We start from the raw sequence: 16,480 nt of genomic DNA on the forward strand, positions 1-16,480 counted from the left end.
CGACCCTGTGTCCCCCGATTCGTGAGCAGCCGAAGCTGCAGTGATCAGCGCTCGATGATCGCGGTGACGCCCTGGCCACCGGCCGCGCAGATCGAGATCAGGCCACGGCCCGAGCCCTTCTCGGCCAACATCTTCGCCAGCGAGGCCACGATGCGTCCGCCGGTCGCGGCGAACGGGTGACCCGCTGCGAGCGAGGAGCCGTTGACGTTGAGCTTGCTGCGATCGATGGAACCGAGCGCGCTGTCGAGGCCGAGCCGCTCCTTGCAGTACTCGTCGCTCTCGAAAGCCTGCAGAGTTGCGAGCACCACCGAAGCGAACGCCTCGTGGATCTCGTAGTAGTCGAAATCCTGCAGCGTCAGGCCGTTGCGCGCGAGCAGACGCGGAATCGCGTAGGTCGGAGCCATCAGCAGGCCGTCCTTGAACGATCCGTTGCCATGGACGTAATCGACTGCGGCGGTTTCGGAATCGACCAGATGCGCGAGCACCGGCAGGTTGCGCTCGGCGGCCCATTCGTCACTCGACAGCAGGGCAGCCGACGCACCGTCGGTCAGCGGCGTCGAGTTACCGGCCGTCATGGTGGCGTCGCCCAGCTTGGTTCCGAAGACCGGCTTGAGCGTCGCGAGCTTCTCCACGGTCGATCCCGGACGCAGGTTGTCGTCTCGGGTCAGGCCGAGGAACGGCGTCACCAGATCGTCGAAGAAGCCGCGATCGTAGGCGGCAGCCATGTTCTTGTGGCTCGCTGCGGCCAGTTCGTCCTGGTCCTCGCGGCGGACGCCGAATTCCTTGGCGGTGATGGCGGCGTGGTCACCCATCGACAGGCCGGTACGTGGCTCACCGTTGCGCGGGATCTCGATGCCGAGCATGCCGGGACGGACGTTGCCGAGAAGCTTGATGCGGTCGGTGGTGCTCTTGGCCCGGTTCAGGGAGAGCAGGAACTCGCGCAGTTCGTCGTTGACGCCGATCGGAGCGTCGGAGGTGGTGTCGACACCGCCGCCGATACCGGCATCGATGCGACCCGACGCGATGGCGTCGCCGACGGCGATGATCGACTGAAGGCCGGTGCCGCAGGCCTGCTGGATGTCGAAGGCCGGGGTGTACGGGCTCAGCGCGCTACCGAGGACGACCTCGCGAGTGAGGTTGAAATCGCGTGAATGCTTGAGCACGGCACCGGCGGCGACGAGACCGAGGCGCTCGCCCTGCAGACCGAATCGCGAGACCAGCCCGTCGATGGTCGCGGTGAGCATGTCCTGGTTGGACGCCAGCGCGTACTTCTTGTCCGAGCGCGCGAAAGGAATGCGGTTGCCACCGACGATTGCGACCGGTCGTAGCTGCTTGCTTGTCACTGACGTCTCCAAACATCGTCGAAAAAGGCCCTGGTGGAGTTTCATCTTACTGGCGAGTAAGTTGGTTGTCGACACCCGGTCGTGCGCCTCGCTCCTCGAGCGAGCAGCGCTGAATGAAAGGTACGACAGTGGCAGCCTCCAAGGGAGCCCCAGATCTCTACTCAACGTTCCTCGCGTCCGCGCCGGGAGCCTTCATCGCCAAGCAGGCAGGCCTGCCGCAGCCCGAGAAGCTGCGCCGCTACAAGGCAGGCGAGCCGCCGCTGGCCGGACCGGTCCTGATCGGTGGCAGTGGCCGCCTCGTCGAGCCGCTGCGTGAGCTGCTGTCGGACTACCCGCAGTCGCAGCCGCACGACGACAAGCACGGTGGACTGGTGTTCGACGCCACCGGAATCGGCAATGTCGCCGAGCTCGAGCAGCTCTTCAAGTTCTTCCAGCCGGTCATCCGCAACCTGGCACCGTCCGCTCGCGTCGTCGTCATCGGCACGACGCCGGAGGAGACCTCGAGCGTCGACGAGCACATCGCTCAGCGCGCCCTCGAAGGCTTCACCCGCAGCGTCGGCAAAGAGGTCAAGCGCGGTGCCACGGCGCAGCTCGTCTACATCTCCCCCAAGGCGTCGACCGGCCTGTCCGGCCTCGAATCCACCCTCCGCTTCCTGCTCTCGGCCAAGTCCGCTTTCGTCGACGGCCAGGTCATCACCGTCGGAGACGCCGACTCGCAAGCACCGGCTTCGTGGGACAAGCCGCTCGCAGGCAAGGTAGCCGTCGTCACCGGAGCGGCCCGCGGCATCGGTGCCACCATCGCCGAGGTCCTCGCCCGCGACGGAGCGACCGTCATCGCAGCCGACATTCCCGCTGCCGGAGAAGCACTGTCGCAGACGGCCAACAAGGTCGGCGGCACTTCGCTCGCACTCGACGTCACCTCCCCCGACGCCGGAGAGGTCCTCTCGAAGCACCTGCTCGAGCGCCACGGCGGAGCCGACATCATCGTGCACAACGCAGGCATCACTCGCGACAAGACCCTCGCCAACATGGACGACGCCCGCTGGAACTCGGTCATCGGCGTCAATCTTGCTGCCCCGCAGCGCATCACCGACGAGCTGGTCGCATCCGGCGCACTCAAGGAGGGCGGCCGCGTCGTCGACGTCTCCTCCATCGCAGGCATCGCAGGCAACCGCGGCCAGACCAACTACGGCACCTCCAAGGCCGGAGTCATCGGCCTGGTGCATGCATCCGCACCGGTGCTGGCGAAGAAGAACATCACCATCAACGCCGTCGCCCCTGGCTTCATCGAGACCGCGATGACCGCGGCAATCCCGTTCGCCACCCGTGAGGCCGGACGCCGCATGAGCTCGCTGCTGCAGGGCGGCGAGACCGTGGACGTCGCAGAATTGGTCTCGTACTTCGCTTCTCCCGCATCGAACGCCGTCACCGGCCAGGTCGTGCGCGTGTGCGGCCAGAGCCTGCTCGGCGCATGAGCACCGTCACGCTCACCGCGCAGCCGAAGACCTCCGACATCTACACCTCGGCTGCGCTCGGCGCGCTGCCGTTCCTCGGATCCCGGTCGTCGTCGGTGCCGAACACGGTGTACGAACTCAAGGGCCTGCGGGTGGACCCCGACAACCTCGCCGGGTACTGCCGGGCGACGGGGCTGCGATTCGGCGATCAGCTCCCGGTGACCTACCCCTTCACCCTCGTCTTCCCGACGGTGATGAAACTGATGGTGTCCAAGGGCTTTCCGTTCGCGGCCATCGGTTCGGTACACGCCGAGAACGTCATCGAGCAGTTCCGTGGCATCTCCGCTTCCGAACCGCTGGACATCCGAGTGCACGCGGAGAATCTGCGCGAGCATCGCAAGGGTTTGTTGGTGGACCTGATCAGCGAGGTCAAAGTGGGACGGGAACTGGTCTGGAAGCAGACCTCGAGCTTCCTGAGCCTGCAGAAGACGTCGCTGTCCGGTGGACCCCGTGAGGCACCGCCCGCCGACGAGGTCCCGCCGCCCCCGACCCGCACCCTGCGCGTCGATCAGCGGATCATCAGCCGGTACGCGGCCATCTCCGGAGACCGCAACCCGATTCACGTATCCTCGCTCGGCGCAAAGGCATTCGGGTTCCCGAAGACCATCGCGCACGGAATGTGGAGCGCGGCAGCCGTCCTGCAGACCGTCGAGGGTCGAATTCCGGAGGCCGTGAACTACAGCATCCGCTTCGGCAAGCCGATCGTCCTGCCCGCGACGGTCAACGCCTACGCCGATGCCGTCGGCACCGGCTGGGACCTGTCGCTGAAGAACCCGAAGAAGGGCTACCCGCATCTGACGGGCACCCTGCGCTGAGTTAGCTCGAACTCGAAGTTATGGACGGATTTCCTAGGATTTTCGTCCATAACTTCGAGTTCGGCAGGAGCCTAAGTCGTGGCGGTCTTCTTTCCCGCCAGGCCGCGCCAGGCCAGGTTCTCCAACAGGTCCGCTGCGGCGTCGACCTCGATTTCGCCGCCCGCCACGCGGTCGGCCACGGCCTCACCTGCCCCGACCAACGCGACGGCCATCAGCCCGAAATTCTGCGACTGTTCCGGATCCCTCGTGCTCATGGCGAGCAAACCGGCCGTCAGCTCGATCAGCCGATCCCGGCTGCTCTGCACCTGCGAGGCGAACGCCTGCTGGCCGATCGCCTGACGGTAGAGCACCATCCACGATTTCCGGTTCTCGCCGACGAATCCCAGGAAGCCGATCAGCGCTTTGCGCAGCTGCTCGCGCGGCGTCAGCGTCGGGTCCGCAGCAGGAGTCAGGGCCTCGACGAATTTGACGCCCTCGCGATGAATACACGCCGCGAACAACTCGTCCTTCGACCCGTAGTACAGATAGAGCATCGGCTTGGAGATGGCCGCCTTCTTGGCGATCGAATCCATCGACGTCTCGTGAAAACCGTTGTCGGAGAACACATCCACCGCCGCGTCGAGCATCTGCTGCTCGCGGACGGCGCGGGGCAATCTCTTGGTGCCGCCAGCCATGGACCCTCCAATACGTACGAAGTACTAGACGTTACTCCACAGTAAGGTCCAGTACCGCACAATCAGGCCCCGCACGCCCCCTTGAACCGGGCAACCGTCGCCGCAGCCTCGTCCACCTGCGCCGCGTCGAGGCGTCCCGTCGCCACCGCGTCTTCGAGATTGTCCAACACCGCGGGCACCTGATCGGTGGTGAGCCAGAGCGCCACATCTGCTCCCGCAACCAACGCCGCCTCGACCGCGTCGACGATCCCGAGCCTCGCCGTGATCGCCGCCATGCCGCTGAGGTCGTCGGTGAAGATCGGGCCGTCGAACGGTGCGGCACCGTATCCGACGCCGTCGCGCAACAACGCCATCGCGGCCGGGCTGATACTCGCCGGCACACCCGGCTCGGTGAGTCCCGGCACATCCAGGTGCCCGACCATGACGCCGACGCCGGTGTTGTTCAACGCCGCGAACGGCAGGAGATCCTTGGCCCTCAACTCGTCGAGCGACGGCGTCGTCACCGCGCCGGTGTGCGAGTCGCCCGATCCCGAACCGTGCCCGGGGAAATGCTTGATGACCGGCTTGACGCCTGCGTCTTCCAGACCTCGCGCGTACGCACCCGCGTACTCGATGACGACCTGCGGATCGTCGGAGAACGACCGGTCGCCGATGACGGAATCATCGGGCTGAGCGCTCACATCGACCACCGGAGCGAAGTCGACGGTGACACCGAGATCCTTCAACCCCTGGCCGCGCGTCAACGCCGCCTGATAGGCCTCGTCCACCGACATCGTCTGTGCCAACACTCGCGCCGACGGTGCCTCTCCCAACAGATCCGCGACGCGCGAGACCCGTCCACCCTCCTCGTCGATGGTGATCATCGGAGCCACCGCGGAGGCGTCGAGCACCTGCGGTACTTCCCGATTTCCGAGCATCGACTCGTCGGTCCAACTCCCGACGAACAGGCCACCGACCTGCTCGGTCGACATGATCTGCACCGCGTCCGCAGTTCCGGTGACTCCGACGGTGAGCAACTGCGCCAGTCGCTGACGCTCGGTGAGGCCCTCGACGAACGTCACGCACTCGTCGACGGGTGGGAGCGGTTGCGGGACCGTCGTCTCGGCCGCAGTCGTCGTCGAGGCAGGTGGTGCCGTCTGCGTCGACGCGACCTGCGTGGACTCACTCGAGCACGAGACCAACAAGCCGACACCGACCGTCATCACCGCAGCGGACCGAACCGAAAACCGAAGTCGCATGGAATACGACGGTAGCCGAGACGGGGGGTGTTCCTTGCGCGCCCCGGGTCCGGATCAATGTGGCTTTGTTGCACTCCGACCGACTGAAACCCACATTGATCCCGAAGGGGATGGGGGTAATCTGGACGAACGCGACATGAGGAGGACCTCGAACCATGCCCGCAGACCTCATACTCATTGCCTACGACGGCTCCGACAATGCCAAACGCGCCATCGACTATGCCGGACGCTTTCTCACCACATCACGTGCGATCGTCGTCACCGCGTGGGAGCCGATGGTGCGTCAGGCCGCGCGAATGTCCGGCCTCTCCGGCGTCATGCAGCCCGAATGGGTGCCCGACGACGAGGCCGAGGACGTTGCGCTCACCGACGCGAAGGTGACCAACAGCGAAGGTGTCGCGCTGGCCGAGGCCGCGGGCCTGAAGGTGGAGGGCCAGTGCACCGAATGCACCACCGCCATCTGGAGCGCGATCGTGGAGAAGGCCGACGAGATGAACGTCGACATCATCGTCACCGGCACGAGAGGCACCACCGGTCTTCGTGCGCTGCTCCAGAGTTCGGTGGCCGAGCACGTTCTGCGACACAGCCATCGACCCGTCCTGATCGTTCCCCCCGGCAAGTAACGCGTCCACCGGCCTGTTCTGCAGGTACGGGTGATACCGTGATGCCCGCGCGAGGGTCCACCTCGCCCGCTTCCTTCCTGAGCCGACTGACTGGAGAACCGAGATGAAGTTTGCTGTCCCGGGTGTCATTGCCGCCGTCGTCGGAGCCGTACTGGGTGCGGGCGTCGTCTTCGGAGTCACCGCAGCCGCAGCCGACAACTCTCGTCCGGATATCGATCGCTCCGGAAACGCCGACTCGTCCTTGCTGAACCAGGTTGAGTACGGCAGCCGCTGACGCTGGTCGCTTTCGTGAATCGATGATCTCGGCCGAGCCGCTCGGCCGTACATGGCTTTTCGGCGTCTCGATTCTGGCGTTCCTCCTCACTTTTCTTCAGGTCCCCGGCTTCACCGTCGCCGACACCAAGTTCGACCTGGCTCAGAACCCTCTCGGATTTCTCGAACGCGCCTCCCATCAGTGGAACAGCGCAGCCCCACTCGGCCAGGTGCAGAACCAGGCCTACGGCTACTTCTTTCCGCATGGTGCGTTCTTCGCCGGCGGCGACCTGCTGTCGATCCCGCCCTGGATCACTCAGCGCATCTGGTGGGCGCTGCTGCTCATCGCCGGCTTCTGGGGAATCGTCCGGCTCGCCGAAGCCCTCGGTATCGGCAGCCGCAGTTCCCGTCTGATCGCGGCGACGGCCTTCGTTCTCTCTCCGCGAGTGATCACCACCCTCGCGTCGATCTCCTCGGAGACGATGCCGATGATGCTGGCACCATGGGTGCTGATCCCGATGGTGCGGTATCTCGGCTCCGACTCCGGGAAGTACACGGTGCGACGAGCGGCCGCGCAGTCGGCGCTCGCGGTCGCGTTGATGGGCGCAGTCAATGCCGTCGCCACCGCCGCCGCCGTTCTGGTGGCCGTCATCTGGATGTTGTCGCATCGGCCGAACAAACGTTGGGTCGTCTTCGGCGCGTGGTGGTCGGGCTTTCTCGTGCTCGCGACGCTGTGGTGGATCGTTCCACTGCTGTTGCTGGGCAAGGTCTCTCCACCGTTTCTCGACTACATCGAATCGTCCGGCACCACCACGCAGTGGACGTCACTGACGGAGGTACTGCGCGGCACCGGCAGTTGGACGCCGTTCGTCTCTCCCGAGCGAGTGGCCGGTGCGGTTCTGGTGACTCAGCCGGCGGCCGTCATCGCGACGGGTCTGATCGCGGCTGCTGGAATCGCGGGCCTGGCGATGCGCTCGATGCCCGCGCGCGGGCGATTGACGATCATGTTGTTCGTCGGTCTGGTCGGCCTCGGTGCCGGGTTCGTCGGCGAGCTGGACGGTCCGTTCGCGGGTGCCGTCCGGGTGTTCCTCGATTCGGCAGGCGCACCGCTACGCAACATCCACAAACTCGAGCCGGTCATTCGAATACCGTTGGTGCTGGGCCTGGCTCACCTGTTGGCCCGAGTTCCGCTGCCGGGTTCCGCGCCGCGGACGCAGTGGCGATCGGCCGTCGCGCATCCCGAGAAAAATCCGATGATGGCAGTGACCGCGTTGATCCTCGTGGCCTTGACGCTGTCCACCTCGTTGGCTTGGACGGGCAAGCTCGCGCCCCGAGGAGCGTACGAGGCCGTTCCGCAGTACTGGCACGACGCCGCGGACTGGCTCACCGAGAATGCCTCGGGATCGAGCCCGGACGGTTCCGACGCGCAGCGAGCCTTGATTGTGCCCGGCGCACCGTTCGCCCTGCAGACCTGGGGACTGACCCGAGACGAACCACTGCAGGCGTTGGCCACCACGCCCTGGGCCGTCCGCGACGCGGTACCGCTCACCCCGCCCGGTGCCATCCGCGCACTGGACTCCGTGCAACGACTGTTCGCCGACGGTCGGCCGTCGGCCGGGTTGGCCGATACCCTTCTGGGACAGGGCATCAGCTACGTCGTCGTGCGCAACGACCTCGATCCCGAGGACTCCCGATCCACCCGTCCCGCGTCGGTGCACCAGGTGCTCGACGGTTCGCCGGGACTCGAGAAGGTCGCCGAGTTCGGTGAGGACGTGGCTCCGGGTCAGGTCGACGGCGTCGTACTCGACGGTGATCTTCGACCGCCGTATCCGGCTGTGGAGATCTACGCGGTCGGTGATTCGGCAGGCATTCCCGCGTCCGGTCCCTACACCGTCGATCTCGATCGTGTCCCGGTGGTCCAGGGTGGTCCGGAGTCCATCCTGCGCTCGAACGAACTGCGGAACAACGGGATTCGCAATCCTGTGCCGTCGGGTCCCACTCTGCTGGCCTCGGATGCAGCGGCGGCGGGGATCGCCGTGAACTCGGTGACGGTGACCGACACCCCGATGAATCGCGAGACGGACTTCGGTCAGGTCGACAATCACAGTTCTGCACTGCGGGCCGCCGACGAGCCGCGCCGTTCGCTCAACGAGGTCTCCGATTACCCGGTGTACGGGGCCGAGACCGTGGACGCCGAGTGGGAGGGCGCGACCCTGACGGCGTCGAGCTCGGCGTCGGACGCAACGCAGATCGGCGGCAGCGCCCCGGGTAGCGGTGTCGCCGCCGCGGTGGACGGAGATCTGGCTACCAGCTGGATCAGCAACGGTATCGAACGCGCTGTGGGGCAATGGCTTCAACTGGACTTCGATACTCCGGTGCGCGGCGGGCTGCTGCGCATGCGTACCAGCCCTGGGACGATCGGCGACCCGGTGAAGTGGGTGGAGATCACCACCCCGAACGGCTCGACCGCGGCGCGCGTCGACGAGCCGGGTGAGCCGATGACGGTGTCACTGCCGGGCGGAGAAACCCCGTGGCTGCGCATCACCGCGAAGTCGACGGTCGACGGAACCCGGGGCAGCCAGTTCGGCATCAGCGAGGTGTCGGTGGACGACTACACCGACCGGGACAACCCGACGCAGGTACCGATCGTGCACCGCGCGGTGCTGCCCGCGACTCCCGACGGGGCGAGCGTCGACGCCTGGGAACTGGGCCAGGAATTCCCCGGCCGTTCCGGGTGCCTCGACACCGAGGATCGAATCCGTTGCAGCAGTGGGCTGTCCAAGTCACCCGAGGAACTGGGCCGCTTCTCGCGCACGATCGACGTACCGATGGGCACCGCGGTCATTCCGGACCTGACGGTGCGCACGCGTCAGTCCCCCGAACTCGAAGCGCTGCTGGCGCAGCCAGGGCGGCCGTTGGCCAGCGGGGCGTCGGACGTCGCCGATCTGCACGGTTCGGCATTCGCCGCGACCGACGGTGATCCGCGCACGTCCTGGACCGCGCCGGAGAAGTCGATCACCGATCGAGCCGGCACCAACCCCACCTTGACCATCGAATTGCCTACTCCCACACTGGTGGACGGGCTCGAACTCACCCCCAGCCTCGGCGAACTTCCGGCACACCCCACCCGGGTCGCCGTCAACCTCGGCAACGGCCCGATGGTGCGCGACGTCGACACCGACGGCTCGACGACTCTCGAACTGGCACCGTTCGTGACCGACAGGATCGTGTTGTCGATCGTGGACTGGGACGGCGTCCTGGACCGAAACTCGTTGGGCTTCATCCAGTCACAGCCTCCCGGCTTCGCCGAAGTGACACCACTGTCCGGTGGTGAACCGATCGGCGTACCGTACGACGGCGATCGCCGGATCACCGTCGACTGCTTCGACGGCCCCATCGTCTCCATCGCCGGGCAGACGGTGCGTACGTCGGTGACGGCCACCGCGGACCAGTTCCGCTCCGGCGAGCCGCTGAAGGCGTCGGTGTGCGACGCCGACACCCCGCTGAACGAGAATTTCGTCAACCCAGTATCACTGCCCGAGGGACGCCAGGACGTGGTGGTGCAGCCGGGAGCATCGTTCTTCGTCGACGGTATTCGGTTGCGCACCATGCCCATTCCTGCCGATTGGCCGACAAGCTCGGCACCGCAGGCCGCGCGGACCTCCGCCTGGAGCGCCGATCACCGCGAGGTGACGCTCACCTCCGCGACGGAGGACCGTCTGCTGGTCATCCCGGAGAGCAACAACAGTGGTTGGCGCGCAACAGCTCCCGGCGGCCTCGAGCTGTCCCCGGTAGTGGTCGACGGGTGGCAGCAGGCCTGGATCGTTCCGGCGGGGGCGTCGGGGACGATCTCGTTGGATTTCACCACCGACCGCTGGTACCGGCTCGGCATCTTCGGTGGGCTTCTCCTGCTGATCCCGTTGCTGTTCGCGGCGCTGCGTCGGCCGCGAGGAGTGCGTGATGTCGGTCCGTCGCCGCGGCCGTGGCAGAGCGTTCCGGTCGCAGTCGTGGCGCTGCTGGGAGCAACGATCGTGTTGGCCGGAATCGCCGGTGTGGTGGCCGTGGCCGTGATCGGCATCGGCGCCATGCTCCTGGACCGCCGTTACGGTCGCACGGCGTCCTCACGTGTATTGGCCTGCACTGCAGGCGGACTCACGCTGCTGGCACCAGCACTGCTCTCGCTCGGACCATGGCGATCTCCCGACGGCTACGTCGGCGGTTCCTACTGGGTGCAGCTGGCGTCCCTAATCGGAATCGTCGCGTTGGCGATCACGGCGATACGGAAGCCCTGACCGCCTTCTTGCGGGGGCCGAAGCGTCGTCGAGCAGGATCCTCCACCAGCGCGTAGCTCGCCGCTGCCACCGGAATCGACAGTGCGAGCGTCACCGGCAACACGAACCACATCCCGCCCGAGAACGGGATGATGCCGAACACCGGGAACACGACGGCAAGTACAGCCAGATGCCAGATGAACAGCCCGTACGACCAGCGGCCCAGCGTCAGCATCACCGGATGCTCGAGGAAGCGATGCCGGCTCCCGTCCTCGGCGAGAATCAGCGGGGCGAGCATCGCGAAGGCCAGTATCGCGCCGAGCAGGATCTTGATCTCGAACTGCCAGGCCGCCGGACGCACCAAGCCCTGCGGACCCGCCAGAGGAGTTGCTGATAAAGCGAACGCGGCAACCGCGATGGACGCCATGACACGTCGGCGACGAGCCAACCGATGCACCCAGGTCGTCGGCCCCACCGAGATCTCGGCCAGCAGCATCCCCGCCGCGAACCACGGGAAATAGCCGGGGAGCCAGTTGTCATGGTGAATACCGTCGGGAGTCGACACCGGAACGAATGCCCACGACAGTGTCAGCACCGCAGCACCCAGAATGACCGGTATACGGCGGGCGGCGGCCGCACCGCGCAGGCGCACCATCGACCAGGCGAACACCGGCAGCAGAAGATAGAAAGCGATCTCGACCGACAGCGACCACATCTGCGTCAAACCCTGGGTCAGGGTCAGCGGCACGAACACCTGAGTGAACGACAGGTTCGCCAGCCACACGCGGTAGTCACCGCCTGCATCGGGAAGAAACAGCAGGATCAGCACCACGCCGACCCAGTAACCGGGCAGAATCCTCGCGAACCGCGAACGGAAATAGCGGCCGATCGGCTGGGCAGTCCCGTGACCGCGAGCTGCCGCCGCGTGCGGACGCCACAGCAAAAATCCCGACAGCGAGAAGAAGATCGCCACAGTCAGGTCGAATCTGCCCCACACATGACCCAAGATCGGCGAGGTCGCGCCACCGGTCTGAAAGGCCACGTGGGTGACAACGATGCCGATACACGCGACGGCACGCATTCCCTCGAGTGACGGTACGAACCCACGAAGCGGGACAACGCTTGCCGAACGGGTCTGTGTGCTCATGGTGGTCTCAAGTGTGCCGTGTCGAACCGGCGCAGACGAGACCGGTGCCACTGTCGACTGTTACTGTCACCTGCGACGTGTCGTAATAAATCGGACATCGGGTCGGGGTGAACGTCTTTCCCGCCCGCGGTGTCTTCCATGAAGCGGTCAACTAAGGAGATTCAGCATGGCGGAGCGCTCAGGGCCGAGCCGGATACTTGCCCTCGTACTCATCGGCTTGGGCGCGTTTCTGGTGGTCGCCGCCATTCTCATTCCCACGTACACCATTTCGGCACTCGAGAAGACGCCGCTGGATCTCGAGGTCACCACCGTCTCCACCGGTGAGGGCAGCGTGCTCGATGCGACTTCCCTCGCCGCCGGCCGCGCAGTCGTCGACCAGAACGTTCCCCTCGTCTCGCAGCGATTCGTCACCGTCGAGGATCCCGCCGACGCCGACATCATGACGCTGCAAGCGGGCCAGACTCTGCGTCGCAGCGACAAGCAGGCCGACACCGGACTGCTGACCGCAAGCGTCGACCGCGTCACCATCGACCGCAAGACGTCCATGCCCGTGGAGAACCCGATCGGCACCATCCAGGTGGCCGGCAACGCGCCCGCCGAAGAGGTGGCCCACACCGGTCTGCAGTACAAGTTCCCGTTCAACTCGGAGCAGAAGAGCTACCCGTACTTCGACGTCAACGCGCGTGCGACCAAGGACATCGATTTCGTCGAGGCAACCGAGATCAACGGCACGCCGGTGTACCAGTACCAGCAGACCGTCGGCCCGGTCGACCTGTCGACCGTGGTGAACCTGCCGACCAACAAGGTCACCCTGCCCGCCGACACCTGGGGTGTCGAGGGTGGAGCCGCGCCGGTGACGATGACCCGTTGGTACGAGAACACCCGCACCCTGTGGGTCGAGCCCGAGACCGGCGTCGTCGTCAAGGGCGAAGAGCAGATTCACCAGTACTACGGACGTGAAGCGGGCAACGCCGAGGTCGACGTCCTCAACGCACCGATCACGTTCGACGAGAACACCGTCGAATACCAAATCCAGCAGGCCAAGGACGGCCAGGATCAACTCTCGCTCTTCGGCCGCACCGTCCCGATCATCGCCGGAATTCTCGGTGTCATCTCGCTGATCGCCGGAGTGGTCCTGCTCCTGCGCGGCGGCGGAAACGGCGGACATCGTCAGCCGGCCCGAGCGGACAACACTCCGCGACCGACCCCCGGTGGCGGAACCGCTCCCGCTCCGTCGAGCAACCGTGATTGGACGACGGATCGCACGGAAGAGATTCCGAGGACGAACCTCAACAAGGAGTAGGTGCGCTACGCAGGAGTGGAGCCTGCGGAACGACCCGGTTGGTCAGTGGCGTGGTTAGGTGCCCGTGGGGGCACCTAACCACGCCACTGGTGTTTTCTCAGGCGGTCGAGAGAATCCCGTAGTGGTGGGGTTGCCGCATCAGGACGAGGTCTTTGCGTCGTACGACGTTGGTCGGGTACGGCCCGTCGAGGTTGGTGGTGTCGATTACGCTCGTCGCGTGGCCGGGTTCGGATGCATCGACGATGGCTTCCGTTCGAGGAAATGCGAATGTGTCCGGCCCGAACACTCCGCTGTGTCCGGTGATTCCGCGGTCGAGGTCGACGGCATTCGCGAAGGCGAAGTAGACGTTGTTCTCGCCGGCGCGCACGCGCATATGGTGCCAGTGGGTGGCGTCGGGCCCGGTGAGAACCTCGGCGGCGAGCGGAATCTCGGTTCCGGGGTGCGATCCGACGAAGGTACCCGCCAGTGCGGATGGGCAGACGATCAGATCGCACCCGCGCAGCGCGAGCACTCGGCCCGATTCCGGTAGCAGCGCATCGTTGCCGACGAGGAGACCGACTCGTCCCAGCGGCAGATCGACGACCGCCCAGGTGTCGCCGGCGTCGAACAGCGGCGCATGCTCGGCGGACAGGTGGATCTGTCTGTAGGTTGTGCGGGCTCCGTCGGTTCCGAGCAGGACGGCCGAGTTGTACACCCGTTCGGTATCGGTGTCGCGCTCGGCGATGCCGACGACGATCGACATGCCGTGCCGAACCGCGAGGTCCGCGATCCGTGCGAGCGAGGGCCCGTCGGCGGTCTCGGCGACGTTGCGAGGCGGTCGAGCTGCCGAGACCGGTCCGGTGATCGACAGCTCGGGAAAGACGACGAGATCCGTTGTACCGGAGACCTGTTGGATCCAGGCCTCGATGTCCGCGAGGTTGCTCTGGACCGATGTACCCGGAGTGCTTTGCACCACGGTCACCGCAGACGTCTTGCCTGCGGGCAGCGGCGAGTGGCCGTACAGGGTGAAGAAGTCCAGAGGGTTCCAGGTGTACGTGTTCGTCTGGAGTTCCCGATAAAGCTCAGGTCGACGCGCGGGCCCGCACTCGCGGGTACGCCGAATGTCGATCTCGGCGGCGACGATGCCGTTGCCGACGTCGATCCGGCCGGTGACGGTTCCGTCGGGCTCGATGATGCATGTGCCGCCACTGAATTGGACCGTCCGTTCGAGTCCCCATCGATTGCTCTCGATGACGTAGCAGTTGTTCTCGAAGGCTCGACTGATCCAGTAGGGTGCCGGAGTTCGCTCGGCCAGCCAGTTGCTGATGTGGCAGATCACGTCGGCGCCCTGCAGTGCGACCACCCGAGCGGTCTCCACGAAGTGCAGATCCATGCAGATCAGCAGCGCGATTCGGCCGAGCCTGGTCTCGAACACCTGATGGCCCAGGTTCCCCGGAGCTGCCCATTTGGGCTCGGCGATGTACGGGTGTGTCTTGCGATGGGTACCGATGATTCCCTGGGGTCCGATGAGAACTGCGCTGTTGTAGAACAACCCGCTTGTCGGATCGACTTCCGGCATCCCCAGCACGATGTAGCAATCGCGACGGGCCGCGATCTCGACGAACGTATCGGTGGTGGGTCCGGGGACCTGCTCGACGACGGTCGATGCCTCCTCGGGATCATGGAAACAGTAACCGGTGGTGGCCATCTCGGGCGTGGTGATCAATTCGGCCCCGTCGGAAGCGGCCTTGTCGACCAGCTCTGCCAGCGCGGCGACATTCGCGTCCTTGGCGAACAGTGTGGGTTCGAACTGGATGGCCGCTGCGGTGAATGTCATGACGTCACAGTCCTTTCGATTGTCGGAGCTTCGGTGGAGACAGGTGGTTCGTAGTACTTCCCCCGCGTTGCCATCGTCAGTGGGATGTAGATGATGGGCCCGAGGAGCATCGCGATGAACGAGGCGTAGTACGACGGGTAGAGACCGAACACGCCGAGTCCGCCCACGGCCACGCCTGCCGCCATGGCGAAAATGCCACAGGGGTTCCAATTACGCACTCGCCCTTCGCGAAACTCGATGTTGTTCCGCGGTGCGAGGCCGAGCATTCGTCGGCAGACGAAGTAATCGGCGAGCAGAATGAAGATCCAGGTGTTGGTCATGATCCCGGTGACGGCCAGGAACTTGTCGGTGTACTGCAGGATGTTGACCGGGTAGCAGAGCACGCCGACGACGAGTAGCGCGACCATCCACCACTGGCGTCCGACCTTGCGGGGCGAGAGCACGTCCCAGGCGTTGGACAGTGCCAGCGACCCGGAGTACAGGTTCATCACGTTGATGCGCACCTGGGTGACAACGGCGAAGATCACGCCGAGCAGTCCCATCACGACGGCAAAATACAGCCCAGGATCGGTAGCCGAAAGTTCTGGTGCGGCAGTGCTTCCGGTGAAGTGGCGCAACATGGTGAAGCCGAGGAAGACACCGAGGATCATCACCACGACGATCATGAGCAGCTCCGCGAGCATCAGCCCCGCGGTGCCCACGTATCCGACGCTCTTCTTGACGAAACGTCCGTAGTCGGTGGCGATGAGAGCCTGGAACACCACCTGTCCGTTCGCAAGACTGAACGCCTGCCACATCGCGGTTGCGGTGAACCCGCCGGTGGCTTCCCATTGGCCCGGCCCCACCAGGACGTATCCACTGGCCAGCATGTACATGCCGATGGCGAACAGAATCAGGAAGATCGGCATACCGAACCGCTGCAGAATGTTCATCGAGTGCATTCCACGCCAGGAGAAGAACAGCGCAACGAGGGCGACCAGTGCGAACACCACTGTCGCCCAGGCAGAGTTGATGTCGATGCCGGCGAGTTCGCTGAGGCCGTGCGAGACGATGCTGCCCTCGAAGATGAAGTAGAAGACGTAGTTCACGGCGTAGACGAGCGAGGCCACGGCCGATCCTTTGGTGCCGAAGCCGAGTCCGCGGGTGAGCAGTGGCAGCGACAGGCCTTCCTGGCTGGCAATACGCATGATCAGGCTGCCGACCAGCGTTGCGCCGATCACCATGTAGGCGACGGGGATCAGGAACATCGGCCACCCCACCAAGAAGCCGATCTGGCCGCCGAGCGCGAACCAGAACATCGCGGTGACGTTGCCGGTGAGCACCAGCAGGATCGCCGGCCGTCGCCATCGTTGATCGTCGGGCACGCGAGAGGTTGCGTAACTTTCGATCTGGTCGTCGAGGCTGGTCGCTGGCCCCTCGAAGTACTTCTTCATGTTCATGAACTGGTGTCCACTTCGGTTCGCGGTGAGAGCGCTGGCTGCGCT

The 16,480-nt window shown here is 65.4% G+C and carries 12 protein-coding genes; 6 read left to right on the forward strand and 6 right to left on the reverse strand.

Annotation, left to right across the window (positions count from 1 at the left end; translation table 11 throughout):
• Positions 1 to 44: 44 nt before the first annotated feature.
• Positions 45 to 1,388 carry an acetyl-CoA C-acetyltransferase gene (locus CH291_RS07555; RefSeq protein ID WP_094612988.1) on the reverse strand — a complete coding sequence of 448 codons (1,344 nt, stop codon included), beginning with the start codon at positions 1,386 to 1,388 and terminating at the stop codon, positions 45 to 47.
• 83 nt (positions 1,389 to 1,471) lie between these two features.
• Here CH291_RS07555 and CH291_RS07560 point away from each other — a divergent pair, with 83 nt between their 5' ends.
• Together CH291_RS07560 and CH291_RS07565 are read left to right on the forward strand one after the other, a co-directional pair.
• Positions 1,472 to 2,818, forward strand: a complete 1,347-nt coding sequence (locus CH291_RS07560; RefSeq protein WP_068049203.1) for a 3-oxoacyl-ACP reductase — start codon at positions 1,472 to 1,474, stop codon at positions 2,816 to 2,818.
• Positions 2,815 to 3,672 (forward strand): MaoC/PaaZ C-terminal domain-containing protein, encoded by an 858-nt coding sequence (locus CH291_RS07565; RefSeq protein WP_068049153.1) that lies wholly within the window; start codon positions 2,815 to 2,817, stop codon positions 3,670 to 3,672. The genes CH291_RS07560 and CH291_RS07565 overlap by 4 nt, the downstream gene beginning before the upstream one ends.
• A gap of 71 nt (positions 3,673 to 3,743) precedes the next feature.
• Here CH291_RS07565 and CH291_RS07570 read toward each other — a convergent pair whose 3' ends face one another.
• A complete protein-coding gene (locus CH291_RS07570; RefSeq protein WP_032396646.1) occupies positions 3,744 to 4,346 on the reverse strand; it encodes a TetR/AcrR family transcriptional regulator in 603 nt (200 codons plus the stop codon).
• A gap of 62 nt (positions 4,347 to 4,408) precedes the next feature.
• Positions 4,409 to 5,584 carry a glycoside hydrolase family 3 N-terminal domain-containing protein gene (locus CH291_RS07575; RefSeq protein ID WP_094687081.1) on the reverse strand — a complete coding sequence of 392 codons (1,176 nt, stop codon included), beginning with the start codon at positions 5,582 to 5,584 and terminating at the stop codon, positions 4,409 to 4,411.
• 155 nt (positions 5,585 to 5,739) lie between these two features.
• Here CH291_RS07575 and CH291_RS07580 point away from each other — a divergent pair, with 155 nt between their 5' ends.
• From CH291_RS07580 to CH291_RS07590, 3 genes are all read left to right on the forward strand, one after another.
• Positions 5,740 to 6,207, forward strand: a complete 468-nt coding sequence (locus CH291_RS07580) for a universal stress protein (protein WP_094639207.1) — start codon at positions 5,740 to 5,742, stop codon at positions 6,205 to 6,207.
• 103 nt (positions 6,208 to 6,310) lie between these two features.
• Positions 6,311 to 6,481 (forward strand): DUF2613 domain-containing protein, encoded by a 171-nt coding sequence (locus tag CH291_RS07585; protein WP_082073827.1) that lies wholly within the window; start codon positions 6,311 to 6,313, stop codon positions 6,479 to 6,481.
• A gap of 22 nt (positions 6,482 to 6,503) precedes the next feature.
• On the forward strand, positions 6,504 to 10,751 hold the full coding sequence (locus CH291_RS07590; RefSeq protein WP_094687082.1) for an alpha-(1->3)-arabinofuranosyltransferase: 4,248 nt from the start codon (positions 6,504 to 6,506) through the stop codon (positions 10,749 to 10,751).
• Here CH291_RS07590 and CH291_RS07595 read toward each other — a convergent pair.
• A complete protein-coding gene (locus CH291_RS07595; protein ID WP_255183267.1) occupies positions 10,729 to 11,877 on the reverse strand; it encodes an acyltransferase family protein in 1,149 nt (382 codons plus the stop codon). The two genes, CH291_RS07590 and CH291_RS07595, sit on opposite strands and share 23 nt — an antisense overlap.
• A gap of 166 nt (positions 11,878 to 12,043) precedes the next feature.
• On the opposite strand from CH291_RS07595, the gene CH291_RS07600 reads away from it, so the two are divergent.
• A complete protein-coding gene (locus tag CH291_RS07600) occupies positions 12,044 to 13,180 on the forward strand; it encodes a DUF3068 domain-containing protein (RefSeq protein WP_094687083.1) in 1,137 nt (378 codons plus the stop codon).
• A gap of 97 nt (positions 13,181 to 13,277) precedes the next feature.
• On the opposite strand, the gene CH291_RS07605 is transcribed toward CH291_RS07600, so the two are convergent.
• Both CH291_RS07605 and CH291_RS07610 read right to left on the reverse strand, forming a co-directional pair.
• On the reverse strand, positions 13,278 to 14,996 hold the full coding sequence (locus CH291_RS07605) for a nitrilase-related carbon-nitrogen hydrolase (protein ID WP_094687084.1): 1,719 nt from the start codon (positions 14,994 to 14,996) through the stop codon (positions 13,278 to 13,280).
• Complete coding sequence (locus CH291_RS07610; RefSeq protein WP_094687085.1) at positions 14,993 to 16,435, reverse strand: purine-cytosine permease family protein; 1,443 nt, start codon at positions 16,433 to 16,435, stop codon at positions 14,993 to 14,995. Before CH291_RS07610 ends, CH291_RS07605 begins: the two co-directional genes overlap by 4 nt.
• Positions 16,436 to 16,480: the final 45 nt, after the last annotated feature.

Origin of the sequence: Rhodococcus sp. 14-1411-2a, assembly GCF_002259485.1 — a bacterium.
Taxonomy (GTDB): domain Bacteria; phylum Actinomycetota; class Actinomycetes; order Mycobacteriales; family Mycobacteriaceae; genus Rhodococcoides.